General features: G+C 66.7%; 13 protein-coding genes. 4 read left to right on the top strand and 9 right to left on the bottom strand.

Annotation, left to right across the window (positions count from 1 at the left end):
* The 4 genes from ACOJVU_RS17110 to ACOJVU_RS17095 all read right to left on the bottom strand — a co-directional run.
* Positions 1-2,695: type I polyketide synthase (locus tag ACOJVU_RS17110; RefSeq protein WP_421530855.1), on the bottom strand; the 2,695-nt coding region annotated here is incomplete at its 3' end.
* 278 nt (positions 2,696-2,973) lie between these two features.
* The gene (locus ACOJVU_RS17105) at positions 2,974-4,242 is read right to left on the bottom strand and encodes a glycosyltransferase (RefSeq protein WP_421530854.1); all 1,269 of its coding nucleotides are present in this window, start codon (positions 4,240-4,242) and stop codon (positions 2,974-2,976) included.
* Positions 4,243-4,418: 176 nt separating this feature from the next.
* A complete protein-coding gene (locus ACOJVU_RS17100; protein ID WP_421530853.1) occupies positions 4,419-5,165 on the bottom strand; it encodes a methyltransferase domain-containing protein in 747 nt (248 codons plus the stop codon).
* A 43-nt stretch (positions 5,166-5,208) separates the two neighbouring features.
* Positions 5,209-6,258: a class I SAM-dependent methyltransferase gene (locus tag ACOJVU_RS17095; RefSeq protein ID WP_421530858.1), complete on the bottom strand. Its 1,050-nt coding sequence runs from the start codon at positions 6,256-6,258 to the stop codon at positions 5,209-5,211.
* A gap of 554 nt (positions 6,259-6,812) precedes the next feature.
* On the opposite strand from ACOJVU_RS17095, the gene ACOJVU_RS17090 reads away from it, so the two are divergent.
* On the top strand, positions 6,813-7,913 hold the full coding sequence (locus ACOJVU_RS17090; RefSeq protein ID WP_421530857.1) for an NAD-dependent epimerase/dehydratase family protein: 1,101 nt from the start codon (positions 6,813-6,815) through the stop codon (positions 7,911-7,913).
* Positions 7,914-7,947: 34 nt separating this feature from the next.
* Here the strand turns inward: ACOJVU_RS17090 and ACOJVU_RS17085 are convergent, their stop codons facing one another.
* On the bottom strand, positions 7,948-8,709 hold the full coding sequence (locus ACOJVU_RS17085; protein WP_421530856.1) for a class I SAM-dependent methyltransferase: 762 nt from the start codon (positions 8,707-8,709) through the stop codon (positions 7,948-7,950).
* 122 nt (positions 8,710-8,831) lie between these two features.
* Positions 8,832-10,124: a glycosyltransferase gene (locus tag ACOJVU_RS17080; RefSeq protein WP_421530852.1), complete on the bottom strand. Its 1,293-nt coding sequence runs from the start codon at positions 10,122-10,124 to the stop codon at positions 8,832-8,834.
* A gap of 257 nt (positions 10,125-10,381) precedes the next feature.
* Between ACOJVU_RS17080 and ACOJVU_RS17075 the strand changes: the two genes are divergently transcribed.
* Complete coding sequence (locus tag ACOJVU_RS17075) at positions 10,382-12,595, top strand: acyltransferase family protein (RefSeq protein ID WP_421530851.1); 2,214 nt, start codon at positions 10,382-10,384, stop codon at positions 12,593-12,595.
* 40 nt (positions 12,596-12,635) lie between these two features.
* Here ACOJVU_RS17075 and ACOJVU_RS17070 read toward each other — a convergent pair whose 3' ends face one another.
* Positions 12,636-13,637, bottom strand: coding sequence for an NAD-dependent epimerase/dehydratase family protein (locus ACOJVU_RS17070; protein ID WP_421530850.1), 1,002 nt, complete (start codon positions 13,635-13,637; stop codon positions 12,636-12,638).
* Positions 13,638-13,686: 49 nt separating this feature from the next.
* Positions 13,687-15,069 carry a nucleotide sugar dehydrogenase gene (locus ACOJVU_RS17065; RefSeq protein ID WP_421530849.1) on the bottom strand — a complete coding sequence of 461 codons (1,383 nt, stop codon included), beginning with the start codon at positions 15,067-15,069 and terminating at the stop codon, positions 13,687-13,689.
* A 214-nt stretch (positions 15,070-15,283) separates the two neighbouring features.
* Between ACOJVU_RS17065 and ACOJVU_RS17060 the strand changes: the two genes are divergently transcribed.
* On the top strand, positions 15,284-16,078 hold the full coding sequence (locus tag ACOJVU_RS17060) for an alpha/beta fold hydrolase (protein WP_421530848.1): 795 nt from the start codon (positions 15,284-15,286) through the stop codon (positions 16,076-16,078).
* A gap of 20 nt (positions 16,079-16,098) precedes the next feature.
* Here ACOJVU_RS17060 and ACOJVU_RS17055 read toward each other — a convergent pair whose 3' ends face one another.
* Positions 16,099-17,100, bottom strand: a complete 1,002-nt coding sequence (locus ACOJVU_RS17055) for a Gfo/Idh/MocA family protein (RefSeq protein WP_421530847.1) — start codon at positions 17,098-17,100, stop codon at positions 16,099-16,101.
* Between the two features lie 173 nt (positions 17,101-17,273).
* Between ACOJVU_RS17055 and ACOJVU_RS17050 the strand changes: the two genes are divergently transcribed.
* Positions 17,274-17,463 (top strand): FAD-binding protein (locus ACOJVU_RS17050; protein WP_421530846.1); only part of this gene is annotated, 190 nt, incomplete at its 3' end.

Genomic DNA, 17,463 nt, shown 5'->3' with positions numbered 1-17,463 from the left:
ACCAGTACTGGCGATGCTGGAACGGGTAGGTGGGCAGGTCGAGCTTGCGCGCCGCCCCCACGACGGCGCCGAAGTCGGGCAGGTGGCCGGCGACGTAGGCGTTGGCGAGGGCCTCGGTGATCTGGCGGTGGTCGGCGGTGTTTTTACGCAGCGACGCAATCGCGCGCGGCGCGGTGGCCGGGTCGGGCCAGGCCCGCAGCGCCGAGGCGGTCAGCACCGGTTGCGGGCCGATCTCGAGCAACACCGCACAACTCAGATCGGCCAGGGTACGCACACTCTTGGCGAACTCGACCGGCTGACGGGCATGACGGCGCCAGTAGGCACCATCGAGTCTCCCGCTGCGGCCCAGGGCCGCACCGGTGCGGTTACACACCAACGTCCGCTGCGGCGACCGGTACTCGAATTGGTTGGCAAACGCCTCGAACTCCTCGAGGATCGGATCCAGCAGCGCCGAATGAAACGCGTGGCTGGTGTCGAGCCAGTCACAGCGCACCCCGTCGTCTTCCAAGCCCTCCAACGCCCGCTCCAGATCCTCCGCGGGACCCGAGAGCACGGTGTTGGCGCCGTTGTAGGCGGCCACCGACAGACTCGGAAACTCATCGGTCAGACTCTCCACCCGCTCGGGCGCAGCGAAGATCGCGACCATCCGCCCGCCGGCGGGCAGGCTGCCGAACAGCCGGCCCCGCTCGGCCATCAACAGCGCCCCGTCCTGCAGGCTGAACACGCCGGCGACACACGCCGCCGAATACTGGCCCACACTGTGGCCCAGCACCACGTCAGGTTCAAACCCCCAGGACTGCCACAGCCGCGCCAAACCCATCTCCACCGCGAACAACGCCGGCTGGGCATAGGTCGTCAGCCGCAGAGTGTCCTCCTGCTCTGGATCGAAAATAACGTCCAGCAACGGCTTCTCGAGCACACCGGCAACCGTCTCCGCGCACCGGGTCATCGTCTCGGCGAACACCGGCTCGGTCTCGAACAACTCCTTGGCCATCCCGGTGTACTGGCTGCCCTGGCCGGTGAACAACCACGCCGTCTTCGGCGTTCTGTCGGATATCCCGCGCACCAGACCGGGCGCCGGGCGGTCGTCGGCCAGCGCACCGAGGGCCTCGCGCGCGGATTGCGCCGAATTGACCAACAGGGCGGCCCGGTGCTCGAAGTGGGAGCGCCCCGCCCCGGCAGTCAAGCAGATGTCGGCCAACGGGGCATCCGGGTGCTCGCCCAGCCAGCCGCGGTAGTCCTGCGCGAGCGCCACCAGGGCCTCCGCGCTGCGCGCCGAGAGCGGCAACAGGCAAAAACGCCGGTCATCAGACGGCGCCGGGGCCGCCGCCACCTGGGCCACCTCGGCGGGCGCCTCTTCGAGGATGACGTGGGAGTTGGTGCCGGCGAACCCGAACGAACTGACCCCGGCGATGCGGGGCCGCCCGTCGCGCACCCAGGCGGTGGCCTCCTCGACGACCCGCACCGGCAGCCGGTCCCACGGGATGTGCGGCGACGGCTTCTGGAAGTGCAGGTGCTTGGGCAACACCTCGTGCTCGAGCGCCAGGATGACCTTGATCACGCCCGCGATCCCCGCGGCCGCCTCCAGATGCCCGATATTCGTCTTCACCGACCCGATCAGCAGCGGCCGCTCGGCCTCGCGCCCCTTGCCGAATGCCGCACCGGCGGCCTGCACCTCGATCGGGTCACCCAGCGACGTCCCGGTCCCGTGCGCCTCCAGATAGCCCACGTCACCGGGGGCGACTCCGGCGCGCCGCAGCGCTTCGGCGATCACGCGTTGCTGTGCCACGCCGTTGGGCACCGTCAGACCACCCGAGGCGCCGTCCTGGTTGATCGCGCTGCCCCGGATCACCGCCCGGATCCGGTCACCGTCGCGGACCGCGTCCGCCAGACGCTTCACGACGATCACACCGCAGCCCTCACCGCGCACATACCCGTCCGCGGACGCGTCGAAGGTCTTGCACTTGCCGTCAGGCGCCAGCATGTGCGCGTGGGAAAAGGTCATCGCGGTCTTGGCGCTGAGCAGCGCGTTCGCGCCGCCGACCAGCGCGAGGTCACATTCCCCGTAGCGCAGGGCCTGGCAGGCCTGGTGGATCGCCACCAACGACGAGCTGCACGCCGTGTCGACGGTGACCGCCGGGCCCTGCAGCCCCAGCCCGTAGCTGATCCGGCCCGCGCCCGCGGCGGCCGACGTCCCGATCGCGACGTACGCCTCGATTTCCTCGTAGCTCAGCTGTTCGGAGATCAATCCCAGATAGTCGTGGGTGCCAAGGCCCATGAACACGCCGGTCTTGGTGTTCGCCAGAGACGAAGGCGCGGTGCCCGCATGCTCGACCGCGCGCCACGCCGTCTCCAGCAGGAGCCGGTGCTGCGGGTCGATCAACATGGTTTCCCGGTTCGACAGCCCGAAGAAGGGCGCGTCGAACCCCGTGACGTCGTCGATGAAACCCGCCCGGCGGGTCACGATCTTGCCGGGCGCGTCGGGATCGGGGTCGTAGAACTCGTTGACGTCCCAGCGGTCGGAGGGAACCTCCGAAATCGCGTCCCGCCCCTGCTGGAGCACCTCCCAGAATTCCTCGACGTCCGCGGCACCCGGGAAGCGCGCCGCGTAGCCGATGACCGCAAACCCTTCGGCCGCACCGTGGCGGATGGGCGTCCCGTTGGTCGGCAGAGCTCCGTTCTGGTTCTCGGTCATTTCCGACCGCCCATCGTCTCGGGGTGCTTGTCGTCGTTGGCCACGAGGAAAGTGCTTCCACTGCGATCGTCGATCCGATTGATGCTCAACCGTGTCTCCAGTCCATTTACTCGACAGGGGTGTAACAAGTCCTAAACCTTACTCACTGGCTGAGACGCGCGTCACCGGTATGGATAATTGATGCGCGGCACACAGTACCGGCGCTCGCACGTGCTGCGTGAACTGCGGCGATAGGTTGCGCTCCCGGCTTTGGCTGCGGGTCAGCCGACCCGTACGGATCAGCCGACCCGTGTGGAGCGTACGAAATCTTCCAGAAGATCGGCGGCGACTGCGAGTCCCTCGGCGGGTTCGGTCATCCGCGTGGCGAACTCCCGGGCCCGGGCGACGTATTCCGGGGCCAGGATGGTGCGTAAGTCCGTGACCAGCGATTCTTCGGTTGTGGCTGAAAACCGCCGAGCGGTGCCCACCTGCAGCCGTGTGACCCTCGATCCCGAGAGCGTCTGATCCATGTCGGTCGCAAGGACCAGTGTGGGGATTCCCGCGCGCAGGCCGATGGCCGTGGTGCCCGTGCCCCCGTGGTGCACGACGGCACGGCAGGCGGGAAAGACGGTCGAGAAATTCACCGCCCCCACAACCTTGACGTGATCAGGATGCGCGACGCTGCTGAAGTCGGCACCGGCGGCGCCCACCAACGCCCGCTCTCCCAGCCGCGCGCAGGCGGCGCCGATCATGGCGATGGTGTCAGCCGGGGATTCGACCGGGGTGCTGCCGAACCCGAAGTAGATCGGGGGTGTTCCCGCGGCGATCCAGGACGCGACTTCCTCGTCGGCGTTCGTCGCCAACCCCAGCGTCAGCGCGCCGACAAAGGGACGTTGACCCCCATATCCCGCCCATTCGGTTGCCAGCCCGGGAAAGAGCGCTTCGTCGTAGCCCTGGATTTCCAGCGATCCGCGTTCGGAGATCCGCCGCGGCGGCGATCCTGTTGCCTTCGGTAGGCCCAGTTCGCGACGCAGGGCGTCCTCGGCCTTTTTCACCCCGCGCCACGACACCCACCAGAAGGCCGCGACCGCCGAACGCCGCAGCGGGGCCGGCAGGAAGACCAGGGTCTGGCGGTTGGGCCGCAGCGGGAAGTAATGGAGAGTGGCCAACGGGATGTCGTGGTATTCCGCGACGTTGGCGGCGGCGTCCTCGAAGTTGATGCCGGTGAATATCAGGTCGGCGCCGTCGGCCAGCGACACCAGCGTCGTGCTCATCTCCCGCCAAGCCCGCAGCAGGGGCCCCGAAATTTCCAGGCGCGACCTGACCAGATCCCGGATCCGCCAGGGATGGCTGAAGAAGCACGTCCAGAACTCGCGGTGCGCGTCCAGGATGGAGCGCGCCTCGGGCCCGAAGCCGACCGCCGCGACCCCCGCCGCCTCTGTGAAGCCGACCAAATCGGGCGGGACGGCCATGCAGACCTCGTGGCCCCGGCGCACCAGCTCGCGACCGACAGCGAGGTTCGGCTCGACATCACCGCGACTTCCCCAGCTCGCCAGGACGAATTTCATCGCTGGCCCCAGTCCCTTCGCTTTTCGTGGTTCGCGCCGTGCGGACGGGCCCGGCCGAGTTTACCCAGGCCGCTAACTGCTGGCGTCTTCCGGTGAGCACGCCGCGGCGCAGGCACTTGTCGGTCAGCCCCTCCAACCATCGTTCGACCGGGCCGAGGCAACACCGGGCGTCGGGCTCATCCGTTGATGCCGCGCACCCACTGAAACGTCGCGAAGTTCTTGACGCGCACGCCGACAAATCCGCTTTTCTCCAGTACGTCTCCGACAACATCATCGTCGAATCCGAATACGCGCCCGTTGACTTTCGGCAGCAGCTGAGTGATACGCCCGGCCGACGGGACCAGTATGGCCAGCCGGCCGCCCGGTCGCAGCACTCGGGCCATCTCGCCAAGGGCGGCCGCCGGGGCCGGCACCAGCTGCAGCACAGCGATCGAGACCAGCGCGTCAACAGTATCGTCCCGCAGCGGAAGTCGCTGCGCATCGGCGCGGATGAAACCGACGTGCGGGCCCGCCTCGTTGCGCACGGCCCGGGCCAGCATCGGCTCAGAGATGTCGATACCCAGGGCAAGTCCGTCCGGGCCGGCGGCACGCCCCAGCGCCGCGGTGACATTGCCCGGGCCCGAGCCGACGTCCAGCGCCGTGCCCCCTGGGGGAATGTTCAGCCACTCGACGGGAGGGCGCCATCCAGTGAGCCGCCGCCGCAAAAAGGCCTGGGCGTTGTCATAGAGCATCGATCCGATCGGCGATCCCCACGCGGCCTGGACCAGGCCGGTGTTGTCGTGCCGAACCGCGTCGTCGGGGGCTGATCCCGCGCCGAGCAGATCGAGATAACCCTTGCTCACATCAGGGTCGGCCGGCGGATCGGCAAGCAAGTCCAGCGCCCGGCGCAGCGCAGGCGGAAGCGAGACGTTCACGTCGGTCACCAGGGCACCATCCTTACTGCGGGTAACGGAGTCATCTTCTGATTCATCGGCCGTTCTGGTCGTGCGGGCGAGTACGGTCCAACTTCCCCAGGCCGGTGATCTCCAGGCTGACCGACTTGCGTTGTCCGGCGGCGCCGAGCATGAAGAGGATGTCGCCGACCGGTGCGCCCAGCCAGAAGCGCCAAAACCGCTTGCCGTAGAACTTCCAGACGTAGCTGCCGTCGCCTGCCACCCAGTAGCCGGCGATCCACAACAGGTAATACGCCATGCGCTTCCACGGCGACACAACCATCTCGAGGTTCATCTCCATGGTTTCGAGGCCCCAGGCCCGGTAGCGCCATTCCAGCGCGTACTGGTTCTGAAACTCGAAGAACGCCCGCATTTCGGCATTGGTGACGAGGTATTCGTCGAAGACGAGAACGGATCCTTCGATGAAGCGGTCCTTGCAGGTCTCCAGCGCATGCAGGCAGCTCTCGTAGGTGTCCAAATCCATGTGGAACAGCCGGATCGGGGCGTCCGGCCGGTCAGCCAGGAACGGAACCAGGGTCTCGTAGGTGCTTCCCTTGATGAACTGCACCTTGCGGCCGAGCGGCGCAGGCAAGCCGTCCTGCAGACTCACCCCGGTATCGCGCATGGACCGTTGCGCCAGCGGCTCCGAGAGCGAGAAGGTTCCACGCGCGAAGAAAATCTCATCGTCGACTTGCCAGTCTTCGACAAGGCCCTCAAAGGTGTCGAAGCCGTACACCCGGCGGCCGGACGCGTCCGCGGTCAGCCTCGTCGACCAGCCGAGCCACACGCCCAGGTCAAGGAGTAATTCGTCAGAATTCTGGCGGTTCGGCGGGGGCAGTCGCGACGCTTCCCACAACAACGTGTGGCCGCCGATCTTGCACTTTCGCACACTCGAAAGCGAGCGGCCGATGAACGCGCGATACGTGTCGTCATAAACCCGGATGTCGCGCGCATACAAGTTCGGTATGTAGCGGCCGCGCCCCCGATACACCAGGCGCGCGCACAAGAGCAAGAAAACAAGCACTGCAAGCCCGACGAATAGCAACGGCACGAAATAACACGCCCCGGCCACCCCGAGCATCATGCCGACAAGAATCGTCTTCCACAGCTGGTGAACAGTCGTGCGGTCCACTGCTGCGGGACTATCCACTGACGGACTGTCGACCACACTCACCCGTTCACCTCCGGATGCTCGGTTTGACGCGGCCCCGCGATCTCGCGCACCCCTTCGCCGGCCCGAAGAGACACGGGCTGCCGCGCCGGCGACGATGACGTGACGATTCGCCAACATACCCAACGCGTTGGATAAGTGTGAAATAATTCCCGAACTCGAGAGTACGTCCGCTCCTTTCCAAGTGGGTGACCTTGCGCCACGCCGACAGCGCCAGCCCTATCGAAGCACTCCCGGGTCGGCCCTCGGTACAGCCCGGATTCCGCCCCGACATCGAAGGCTTGCGCGCGGTCGCGGGGCCCCGGTGATGGGTGCGCTGGCCGACCGCGCGCTCGCAAACGGTTGACATGCTGCGGGCGCGAACGCGGTCCCGCTTATGATCGACCCGGTCTGAACTATCACCAGCGCGTGCTGGTCATTTATTTCCTCCACACAGGAACCGGAGGCATCGTATTGTGTCGGCATCGGTGCTCATCACCGGCGGAGCAGGATTTATCGGGTCCGCGCTTGCGCGCCGCCTCGTCGAGGCCGGCCACGACGTCGCGGTGATGGATGTCCTGCACCCGCAGGTGCATGGCCAACGGGTGACGATCGACCTGCCGCCATCGGTGCGGCTGTGCACCGGCGATGTGACCCACGGCCCCGACTGGGATGCGGTACTGCGGCTGTGCCGACCGTCCCACGTCGTTCATTTGGCGGCGGAGACCGGGACGGCGCAGTCGCTGTCGGAGGCGACGCGCCACGGCTCGGTGAACGTGGTGGGCACCACCCAACTCCTCGACGCCCTCAGCCGCTCGGCGCACGTGCCCGACCAGCTCGTCGTGGCGTCCTCGCGGGCCGTGTACGGCGAGGGCGCCTGGCAATGCGGCTCGCAGGTCTTCTACCCGCCGCCGCGCAGCCACGCTCAGTTGGTGGCCGGAATCTGGGATCCACAAGGCCCCACCGACGATCCCGCGGTGCCGCTGGCGAGCTGTGCCGGCCGAAGCGAGCCCCGGCCCACCAACATCTACGCCGCAACCAAACTCGCGCAGGAACACGTCATGGCCGCCTGGGCCGCCGCCCACGACACTCACCTCAGCGTGTTGCGGCTGCAGAACGTCTACGGACCGGGCCAGTCGCTGACGAACTCTTACACCGGAATCGTCGCCCTGTTCGCGCGACTGGCGCGCGAGCAGCAAGCGCTGGAGGTCTACGAAGACGGGCAGATCGTGCGCGATTTCGTCTACATCGACGATGTCGTCGAGGCGCTGTTCGCCGCGATGGGACAACCCGCGACCCGAGCGCGCTGTCTCGACATCGGGTCCGGTACCCCGTCCACCATCCATGAGCTGGCCGACAAGATCGCCACCCTCTGCGATGCCCCCGAACCGAAAGTCGTGGGAAAATTCCGCGACGGCGACGTACGCGCCGCGAGATGCGACATCGAGCCGGCAATCAAGGAACTCGACTGGCGCCCCACATGGGCGCTCGAGGACGGACTGCGCGCCCTGCTCGACTGGATCGGCGAGCAAGCCCGATCCCCCGTCGAGCCAAGCGATCACACGCATGGGGCTGCCACCCGCACGTGAAATCGGTGGTTGGGCCCTAGCTGCGCAGCCGCCGCTACTTTTGCTTCACCGGGAGACTCGCGGGGACTTCCCGAGATCCCCTCGCGCGGTGGATGACCGTGATCGAGTCGTACGCTTCGACCTTGTCGATCAGCGTCGTCGCAAGGGGAACTCGGTGTTCACGCACGCGGGCGGGGTGGCCCACCTGGAAGCGCAGTCCGCTGGTCGCCGAGAAATAGTGGGCGTGCATCGAGTCGATGAGCCATTTCGTCAGGTCGGTGAATGACATCGGATCGTCTCGGAATTTGGGCCAGTAGTTGGCGTGGATATCTTCGACGATGTAGATACCTGCAGATGCCAGCCCGTGGGGGAACAGATAACGGAAGGTTTGTGCGATGTGCGAGTTCATGTGACTGCCATCATCGAGGATGATGTCGAAGGGACCGAACTCGTCGATGACGGTCTGCAGGAATCGTGTGTCCGTCTGGTCACCGATACGGACGTGGATCCGTTGTCCGGGATTGTCGAATTGCTTTGTGGAGGTGTCGATGTCGATGCCGACCACGATCGATTCGAGGTGCAGGTAGCGTCGCCACATCTGCAGTGAGCCGCCGCGGAAAACACCGATTTCGAGCATGCGGACCGGCCGGGACCGAAAGCCCGCGAGCGCTGACTCATAAACCGGGAGGTAGTGGGCCCACTTGTGCACGTTGGGCGTCTCGCGAAATATCGCCGCGAGGTCCCCGGTGAGACAGGGCTCTTCTGCAGCGCGCCAGGTCACCTCGCGGGCCAACTCGGGACCGAGAGCCTCGATCATGCGCCGACGGCCGCGATAGGCGGATGATCGAACGAAGGGAGGTCGTTGTGTGAGGAGGACACCACCGGCCCTGATGCGCCAGTTCAATTCGGAGAGCACAGCGCCAACGCTGACGGCCCGCTTCACCGGGTGTGGGACCCTTTCGGCGTGAGGCGGGCGAAATTCTCCACCAGGTCGGCGGTGGTCGCAGCGCTTTCAGCGGGTTTGGTCATCCGCGCGGCCAGCTCGCGGGCCCGGGTGAGGCACTGCGGGGCCAGGACAGTGCGCAGGTCCGCGATCAACGACTTTTCGGTGGTGGCCGAAAAACGCCGTCCCATACCGACTTTCAACCGTTTGACGCGCGCTCCCCACAGCCCCTGGTCGGGCAGCGTCCACAGGATCAGCGTCGGCAGTCCCGCGCGCAAGCCCGCGTTCGTCGTGCCGGCGCCACCGTGGTGCACGAACGCGCGACAGCCCGGCAACGCCGCCGCGTAATTCATCACGCCCACCACTTTGACGTGCTCGGAGTGGGAGACGTTGCTGTAGTCGGTCCCGGCGGCGCAAATCAACGCCCGCTCGCCCAGCTGCGCGCAGGCCGAGCTGATCATGGAAAGCGTTGCCGCAGCAGATTCGACGCCCACGCTGCCGAAGCCGAAGCAAATCGGCGGTTTTCCCGCGGCGATCCACGACGCGACCTCGTCGTCACTGTCGGTCGGCAACTCCATCGTCAACGCGCCGACAAACGGCCTCTTGGGAACCTGCTGCGCATTCCATTTAGCCCATTCGGCTGCCAGCCCGGGGTAGCACACCTCGTCGTAGGCCTGGATTTCCAGCGATCCGCGTTCGGTGATGCGGCGCGGCCACGGCCGTGTTGCCTCGGGCAAACCGAATCCACGGCGCTGCGCATCCTCGACCTTCTTCCCTCCACGCCACGCCGCCCAGTCGAGCAGCGTCATCGCGGAGCGGGCCACCGGCGCCGGCAGGAACGGCAGGAGCTCGCCGTTGATTCGCAGCGGGAAGATATGCAGGGTGGCAAGCGGGATGTCGAAATGCTCGGCGACGTTGACGGCGTCGTCCTCGAAATTCATGCCGGTGAGCAACAGGTCGGCCCCCTCCGCCAGCGACGTCAGCGTCGCACTCACCTCCGCACGACATTCGATGAGGGGCTTCGAATATTCGCCCGAAAGCCTGCCCAGCTCCCGGATCCTCCACGGGTTGGCGAACAAACCCGCCCAGAAATCGCGGTGCGGGTCCAGGATGGCCTTCAAAGCCGGTCCGTACGCGACCGCCGCAGGCCCGGCCGCCTCGGTGAAGCTGACCATCTCAGGCGCGACGGCCATGTGCACCTCATGCCCGCGACGCACCAGCTCGCGGCCGACAGTGACGTAGGGCTCGACTTCGCCGCGCGTTCCCCAGTTTGCCAGCACAAATTTCATCGGCGAAATCCCAGCCTTTCAGTTCCCGCGCGCGTCCTGGGGAACGAAAGCGGCAGCCCGCGTCCCCGGCTCAGCCGCACTGCAGCATAACCCGGTAGCTGCGCTGTCGAGCTGGAAGCCGGAAATTGTGGGGCAAGCGGCCGCCTCGGTCCGTCGGAGAGCTGGCCAGTGCCTAAGGAGTGCAGGATCTGGCCGAGAAGTGTTGAACGTGTGTGTGATAATTCGTCGATTCGACAAGCGCGTCCTCGAACAGATTGGTGAAAGTGCGCCAGGCCGACAGCGTTAGCGCTAACGAAGTAGCGCAGGCGCGCAGCGTGGCAAACAAGGAATTCCGTCCCGACATCGAGGGCCTTCGCGCTGTTGCGGTGGTCGCTGTGGTTCTCTTCCACGCGCACATGCCCGGTGTGGGTGGTGGGTTCGTCGGGGTGGACGTGTTCTTCGTCATCTCGGGCTTCCTGATCACGGGACTGCTCTGGCGCGAGGTGAGCACCACCGGCACCATCGGGCTGGGCCGCTTCTACGGGGCGCGGGCCCGCCGACTGCTGCCCGCATCGGCCACGGTCGGCGTCCTCACCATGATCGCCTCGGCGATCCTGTTACCCGCGGTTCAGGCCCGGGCCGTCATGGATGACGGCATCTACTGCGCGCTGTACGTCGGGAATTTCTGGTTCATCACGCGAGGCGTCAACTACTTCGGTCACCTGCCCCCGTCGCCATTCCAGCACTACTGGTCTTTGGGCGTCGAAGAACAGTTCTACCTGCTGTGGCCGGCGGTGGTCATTGGCACGGCGTGGCTGATCGGGTGCGCGCGGCGGGCGCGACGACGGGCCAGTGGAACCCGGGTCCCCTCCTCAGGACGCCCGTATCTTGTGGTCCTTGCACTGGTCGCGGTTTTCTCGTTCGCGCTGTCGCTGCTGAGCACCTACTTGTTGACCACTACGGCGTTCTTCTCGCTGCCCACCCGGGCCTGGCAGTTGGCCGCCGGCGGCATGATCGCGCTCACGGCCGGCCAGTGGCGCCGACTATCGCCACGAGCTGCAGCGACAGCGGGGTGGGCCGGGCTGGGGGTGATCCTGCTGGCCTGTACCCAGTTGAGCGCAGCCACCTTCTATCCGGGTGCCGCTGCGCTGTTGCCGGTGCTGGGTGCGGCGTTGGTGATCGGCGCCGGTTGTGCCGCATCTACCCAGGGATGCGGCCGCCTCCTGGCAATCTCGCCGATGCGCGCGATCGGGCGAGTCTCCTACTCCTTGTATCTATGGCACTGGCCTGTGCTCGTGCTCACGCAGGCGTTGCTGGGCCACTCAGTGGGGCTGGGCGGCAGGCTGGCGGAGGTTTTGCTTTCGGGTGCGCTGGCGGTGCTCACACTGCGGTTCGTCGAGAACCCGCTCCGCTTCGCCGCTCCGATTCGCCGGTCAGCCGTGGCCAGCCTCGCGCTCGGCGGTGCGGCCACCGCAGTCGTCGTCGCAGTCGGAATGGTGTTACCGCAATGGATCACCGTCCCGGTCCCGCGCGGTCCCGCTGCTACGCCGCTGACCGTCATCGCGGCTTCTCCGCCCCCGGGCTCCTCCGTCGACGCCTACGCCGCAGCGGTGGCGCAAGTGTTCGCCCAAGTGCAGACCGCGGTGGCGGCATCTGAGGCAATCAAAGCCGTGCCGTCGAACCTGAGCCCGCCGCTTGCCGGCGGCGCCGCAAACGGCACGGGCGATTCGCCCGACAGCTGCCTACGCTCGCAGTTCCAAGGTGGCCAGCCTGAGTGCGCGACGGGCGACACCGCCTCGCCGACCACGGTGGCCCTGGTCGGCGACTCGCATGCCGCGATGTGGAATCCGGCGTTCCAGCAGATCGCCCGGCAGCGACCCTGGCGGCTGGAGATGATGGCCAAGATGGGCTGCCCCTTGATAGATGTGCCCATCACCAACCGCCTCTTCAGCGGTTTGGTCGAACATTTTCGGCGCTGTGAACAGTGGCGCGGTGAGGTCATGGACCGGTTGCGCGCCGAGCGGCCACGGCTGGTCATCCTGAGCGTGTGGCGGGGATACCGTGGTGGCAACGAGAACGGTTGGCTATCAGGTTTCACGCCTTATGGCCCGGCCTGGATTGACAGCCTGACCCGCCTCGTGCGGCAGCTCCGCAGCATCGGTTCGCAGGTGCTGGTGCTCGGGCCGGTCCCGGATCCGCACTCGGTGGTGCCGCTGTGCCTGTCCAGCCACCTCGATGACGTGACGGCCTGCACACCATCACCGTCGACCGCGGTCAACCAGCCCGGAATCGCCGCTGAGTCCGCCGTCACCAGAGCCGGCGGTGGCCAGTACACCGACCTCACCGAACTGTTCTGCACCGTGAAACGCTGCCCTGTCATCGTGGGCAACACCCAGGTCTACCTCGACGACAGCCACCTCACGCCGGAATACTCCCGGCAGTTGGCACCGGTGATCGGCGCACTGGCCGACCGCGCGCTCGCAAACAATTAGGGCAGCACGCGCACAACCCGCGCCAGGCTCGTCTGTCGTCTCATGCCTGACGCCCCGCGGGCTCTTCCAGGTACCACGGGTTGGCCCGCGCCCACTCGATGGTGCGGCGGATCCCCTCCTCGACATCAACGTTGAGGCGCCACCCAAGCTCCCGCTGCGCCTTGGTCGAGTCCGGGATGCGACGGGGAATGTCCTCGTAGCGGCCCCCGTAGCGCGCCGCGGTGTCGACGGCTTCAGCGCTCGACACGGAATCGACGTTCGCGATCGTGATCGCCAGATCGACGGCGTCACGCATGGTCGTCTCGGTCATGCTGCCGATGTTGAAAGCCTCACCGATCGCCGCGTCGCTGTCGGCCGCGAGCAAGGTGCCGGCGATGGCGTCGTCGACATAGGTGAAACACCGCGTCTGCGCACCGGAGTCGTACAGTAATGGCGGGCGGCCGTTGAGGATCCGATGGATGCTCTGCGAGATCACGAAGATCGGATTCTGGCGCGGGCCATAGACATTGAAGTAACGCACCACCGTCACCGGCAGCCCGTAGGCGGAATGCATTGCGAACACGAGATGTTCGGCCATGGCCTTGCTGGTGCTGTAGCTCCAGCGCGCGGTTTTCGTCGAACCCAGCACGCGGTCGTCGTCCTCGGCGAAGGGGGGGTTGGGATTTTTCCCGAACACCTCCGAAGTGCTGGCGAACACGACCCGCGTTCCGTGCCGCTGGCTCAACTCCAGGACGTTGCGCGTACCGATCACGTTCACGTCGAGAACACCGAGCGGATCGTTGAGATAGTTCGTGACCCCGACGACGGCGGCCAGGTGAAAGACCGTGTCGACTCCGGGGGTCAGGGCTTGTTGCAGCGCGGCCAGATCGGTGACGTCGCCCTGCACGAACCGGAAGTTGGCGTGCCGGTCGAAGTCGACGCTGCTGTCGCGGGTGCTCTTGGCGACGTCGAACACCGTGACCGAGTCTCCGCGGTCCAGCAGCGCCGAAACCAGGTGCGATCCGATGAAACCGTAGCCGCCCGTCACGACGACATTGGACATATGTGCTCTTTCGTTTCCCCGTAGCGGTTTGCGTTGGCTTATCGGCCGCTCAGCGGCCTATCCCCTTGTAGACGAAACCGGCGGCGCGCACCGCCGCCGGGTCAAAACTGTTGCGGCCATCCAGGAACACACACCGGGCTGCCGTCAGTTCCGCGAGCCGCACCAGCGGGATCTGGTGGAACTCACGGTGCCCCGCCAGCACCACCAGCGCGTCGGCATCCTTGACCGCCGACTCGATGTCCGCGGTCAGCGGGATCTTCGTCACCGTGTGGGCCTCTTCCTCCAGCACCCAGGGATCGTGGACCGACAGCTGGCAGCCGGACTCCTCGAGCAAGGCGAGCACGTACTTGGTGGGAGTGAGCCGGCAGTCGCCGGTGTTGTTCTTGAACGCGATGCCCAGCACCGCGACCTTGCTGGTCTCGACCGCCTTGCCCTGATCGGCAAGCAGCCCGGTGAGCAACCCGTAGGTGTAGGCCGGCATCGTGTCGTTGACGGTCCTCGACGTCCGCGGGATGGACAGCTCCAACCCGAGGGACTGCCCCAGGTGGTTGACGAACCACGGGTCCTTCGTCAGGCAGTACCCGCCGACGCCCATGCTCGGCCGCAAGATGTTCGCATCGCGCCCGCCTTTGGGCATCGTGTTGGCCGCCTCGATGACCTGCAGGGCGTCCATGCAGAGCCGGTCGCACACCTTGGCCAGCTCGTTGGCCAGCGCGACGTTGAGGTCCACCCACAGGTTGTCGGCAAGCTTGACCATCTCGGCGGTCCGTGGGTCGTCGACGACGACGGAGTCCACCCCCAGGGCGTGTCGCCACAGTGTGGAGCACGCGCGGGCGCTGCGCTCATCGACGGCACCGACCACGACGGGGATCGACGTCAGCTCGCGGATGGCTTGGCCTTCGGCGAGCCGCTCGGGGCAGAACGCCAACCCGAAGTCGACGCCCGCCCGCAGCCCCGAGGTCTCCTCGAGGATCGGCCGGACCAGCTTCTCGGTGGTGTCGGGCGGAACCGTGCTCTTGAGGATCACAAGGTGGCCGGCACGCAGGTGCTCCCCCACGGCCCGCGCCGCCGCCTTGATGTCGTCGACGATGGGCTCGAAGTCCGGCCCCAGCGGCGTACCCACGGTCACGATCACGAAGTCGTTGTCGGCAAGCGCACCGAAATCGGTCGTGGCGCGAAGCCGGCCGACGCGTACGCTGCTGGCGACGAGTTCGCCCAGGCCAGGCTCGGGAACGGTGGTCTTGCCCAGGTTGATCTCGTCGACGACGGCCTGTCGCACGTCGATTCCCGTCACCGGCCAACCGCGGTCGGCCAGCACGGCACCGATCACGGTACCGATGTAGCCGAAGCCCACCACCGCGATGCCCGAGCGCATTCCACGCACCAGGAGGTCGATCTCAGCGTCGCTGCGTCCGAACACACCTTCAGTCATCGTGGAACCTGGCCCTTCCGTCACCCGTGCGTGTTCGGCGGATCGACAGCGGAAATCGCCCGAACGTGCTCACCCGTGTGGCAGTTTAATCCAGTGACAGATCCACCGGCCTGGAACCCAAAAGTCGGGCCACGCACCCGGACCGGCACCACCCTGGTTGATGCCCGCGCGGCGGGTGTGAACGATTGCCGGTAGCGCTGCTAGGGTCCCTGCCGTGGACCTTTTCGTACGCGAATCGGGTCCGGTCGAAGCGCCGACCATTGTCTTCCTGCACGGCGCATATACGAGCGGCTGGTCCTGGGAGCCGGTGGTCGAACGCCTGCAGCATTATCGCTGCCTGGTCCCGGATCTGCCCCACTACGGCAAGAGCTTCGAGCAGGGGCCATTCGAGATGGGCCGAGCCGCCACCGCGGTGGCAGAACTCATCCGCACCCGGACAGCCACCGGCCGGGCACACCTGGTGGGCTGGTCGCTCGGAGCCCAGGTAGGGGTGCAGCTGTTGGCGACCGAGCCGAAACTCGTCGACCGGGCCGTGCTGTGCGGGACCGCCGTCAACACATTGCCGTTCGTCGGGTTGACGCGGCGGCTACTGGCGCTGCCTGCCCGGAACTCGATGTACCGATGGCTGGTGCGCCACTACCGCAATGCCTGGCAGGCGGCGGTTCCTTCGGACCATCTCGACGAGTATCTCGAGGACGTACGTCTCATCACCAGCGGCCAGCTGGCCGACGTCATCATGGCGACCGCCGGGTTCACGTTTCCCGAGGGACTCGAAAAAGCGGATCCGCCCACCTTGTTCGTCACCGGCGGCAAGGAGCTACCGATCCTGCGACGCTGGGCTGCAGATCTTGCGCGGCAAATGCCCCATGGAGTCGACGGGGTCGCAACCGGAATGCCCCATGAATGGCACAAGCGCGATCCGGACCTCTTCGCATGCACCGTCGACGCGTGGCTCACCGACAGTGCCCTACCGCCCGAGATCACGCTGTCGCACTCCGGTCAACGCTGACCGACCTGCACACCGCGTGTTCAGGACGGCTGGCGAAGCGAAAGACCGGCAGCGCAATAGATCTCGTCGATCACGGTCATGTTCTCGATCGCCCCGTGCGGCGTCGTCGTCACCGGCTCTCCGCGCAGCACCGCCCCGGCGAAAGCGTCGAGCTGGTAAGCGAAGGAGCTGCGCCGCGGGAAGCGCTCCACCCGCTTTCCGTCAGCCGAGCGGATCGAGAGCCGAGGGAAAAGATGGGGTGCGGCCGGGCTGAGGTATCGCAGCCGGCCGCGATCCCCGACAACCTTGGCGCTCGCCCGAAACAGGTCCGAGGACCACTGCGCGCAGTGCAGCCGGCCCGTGTGCCCTCCCGCGAACCGCAACTCGGCCGTCATGGCCCGGTCCACCTGAGGACTGTCCAGCTTCGCCCGCGCCGAGACGACTTCGGGGGTCGAACCGCCGAAGGCACGGAGCATGTCGACGATATAAACGCCGGCATCCATGACCGCTCCCCCTGCCAGGGAGTAGTCGTAGGCGTTGACGTTGGAGCGCTTGGGCAGTAACACGCAGATCGCAATCTCCACCCGCTGCAGTCTGCCGAGCTCGCCCGACGCAATGATCTGCTCGACGCGCGCAGTCAACGGGTGGTAGCGGTATTGGAGCGCCTCCATCACGACCCGGTCTGATTTGGCCGCCAGTTCGGCGATCTCGCGGGCCTCGGCGGCATTGGCGGTGAACGGCTTTTGGCACAGCACATGCTTGCCTGCGTCCAGCGTGGCCCGAGTCCACCTGCCGTGCACGCTCGTCGGCAGCAGGTTGTAGACGGCATCCAGATCTGGATCGGCGATCAGCGCCGCGTAGTCGTCATGCACCCGGTCGATGCCGTGCTGTGCGGCAAAGGCTCGGGCACGGGACACATCGCGCGAGGCCACCGCGGCCACGACGACCTCGCTGCTGTCCTTCGCCGGGGTGAGGAGTGTCATCGGCGCCCAGCGCGAAGCGCCCAGGATGCCGATCCGCACCGGGCCTCCGCGTCCAGGCATGCGCGCGATGCTAGCAGTCGACCCCGGTCACTCGAAGGGACGAACGCCACTCGGGTGGTGCGGCTGACCGTTGCGGCATTCGTCGGCGCCCGCGACCGATATCGGATGTTACGATCCCGGTTCGCCCGGGGGCCGGTTGCGCTGTGGGCCCATGATCGGTTGAGGAGTTCCACGTGGTTGACGGCGAACTCAGTGGGCGCGAGGCCGAACGCATTGTGTGGGACGTGATCGTGGTGGGCACCGGCATGGGCGGCGGGATGCTGGGATACTCACTGGCCCGCGCAGGCCGGCGCGTGCTGTTCGTCGAAAAAGGCCGCTCCACCCTGCCCGGCACACCGGGCACCATCCGCGCGGCCATGCCCG

This window comes from Mycobacterium sp. THU-M104 (genome assembly GCF_049197365.1).
Lineage (GTDB): Bacteria > Actinomycetota > Actinomycetes > Mycobacteriales > Mycobacteriaceae > Mycobacterium.
The sequence above is the reverse complement of the archived record's forward strand: the minus strand, read 5'-3'. Positions and strand labels throughout refer to the sequence as shown.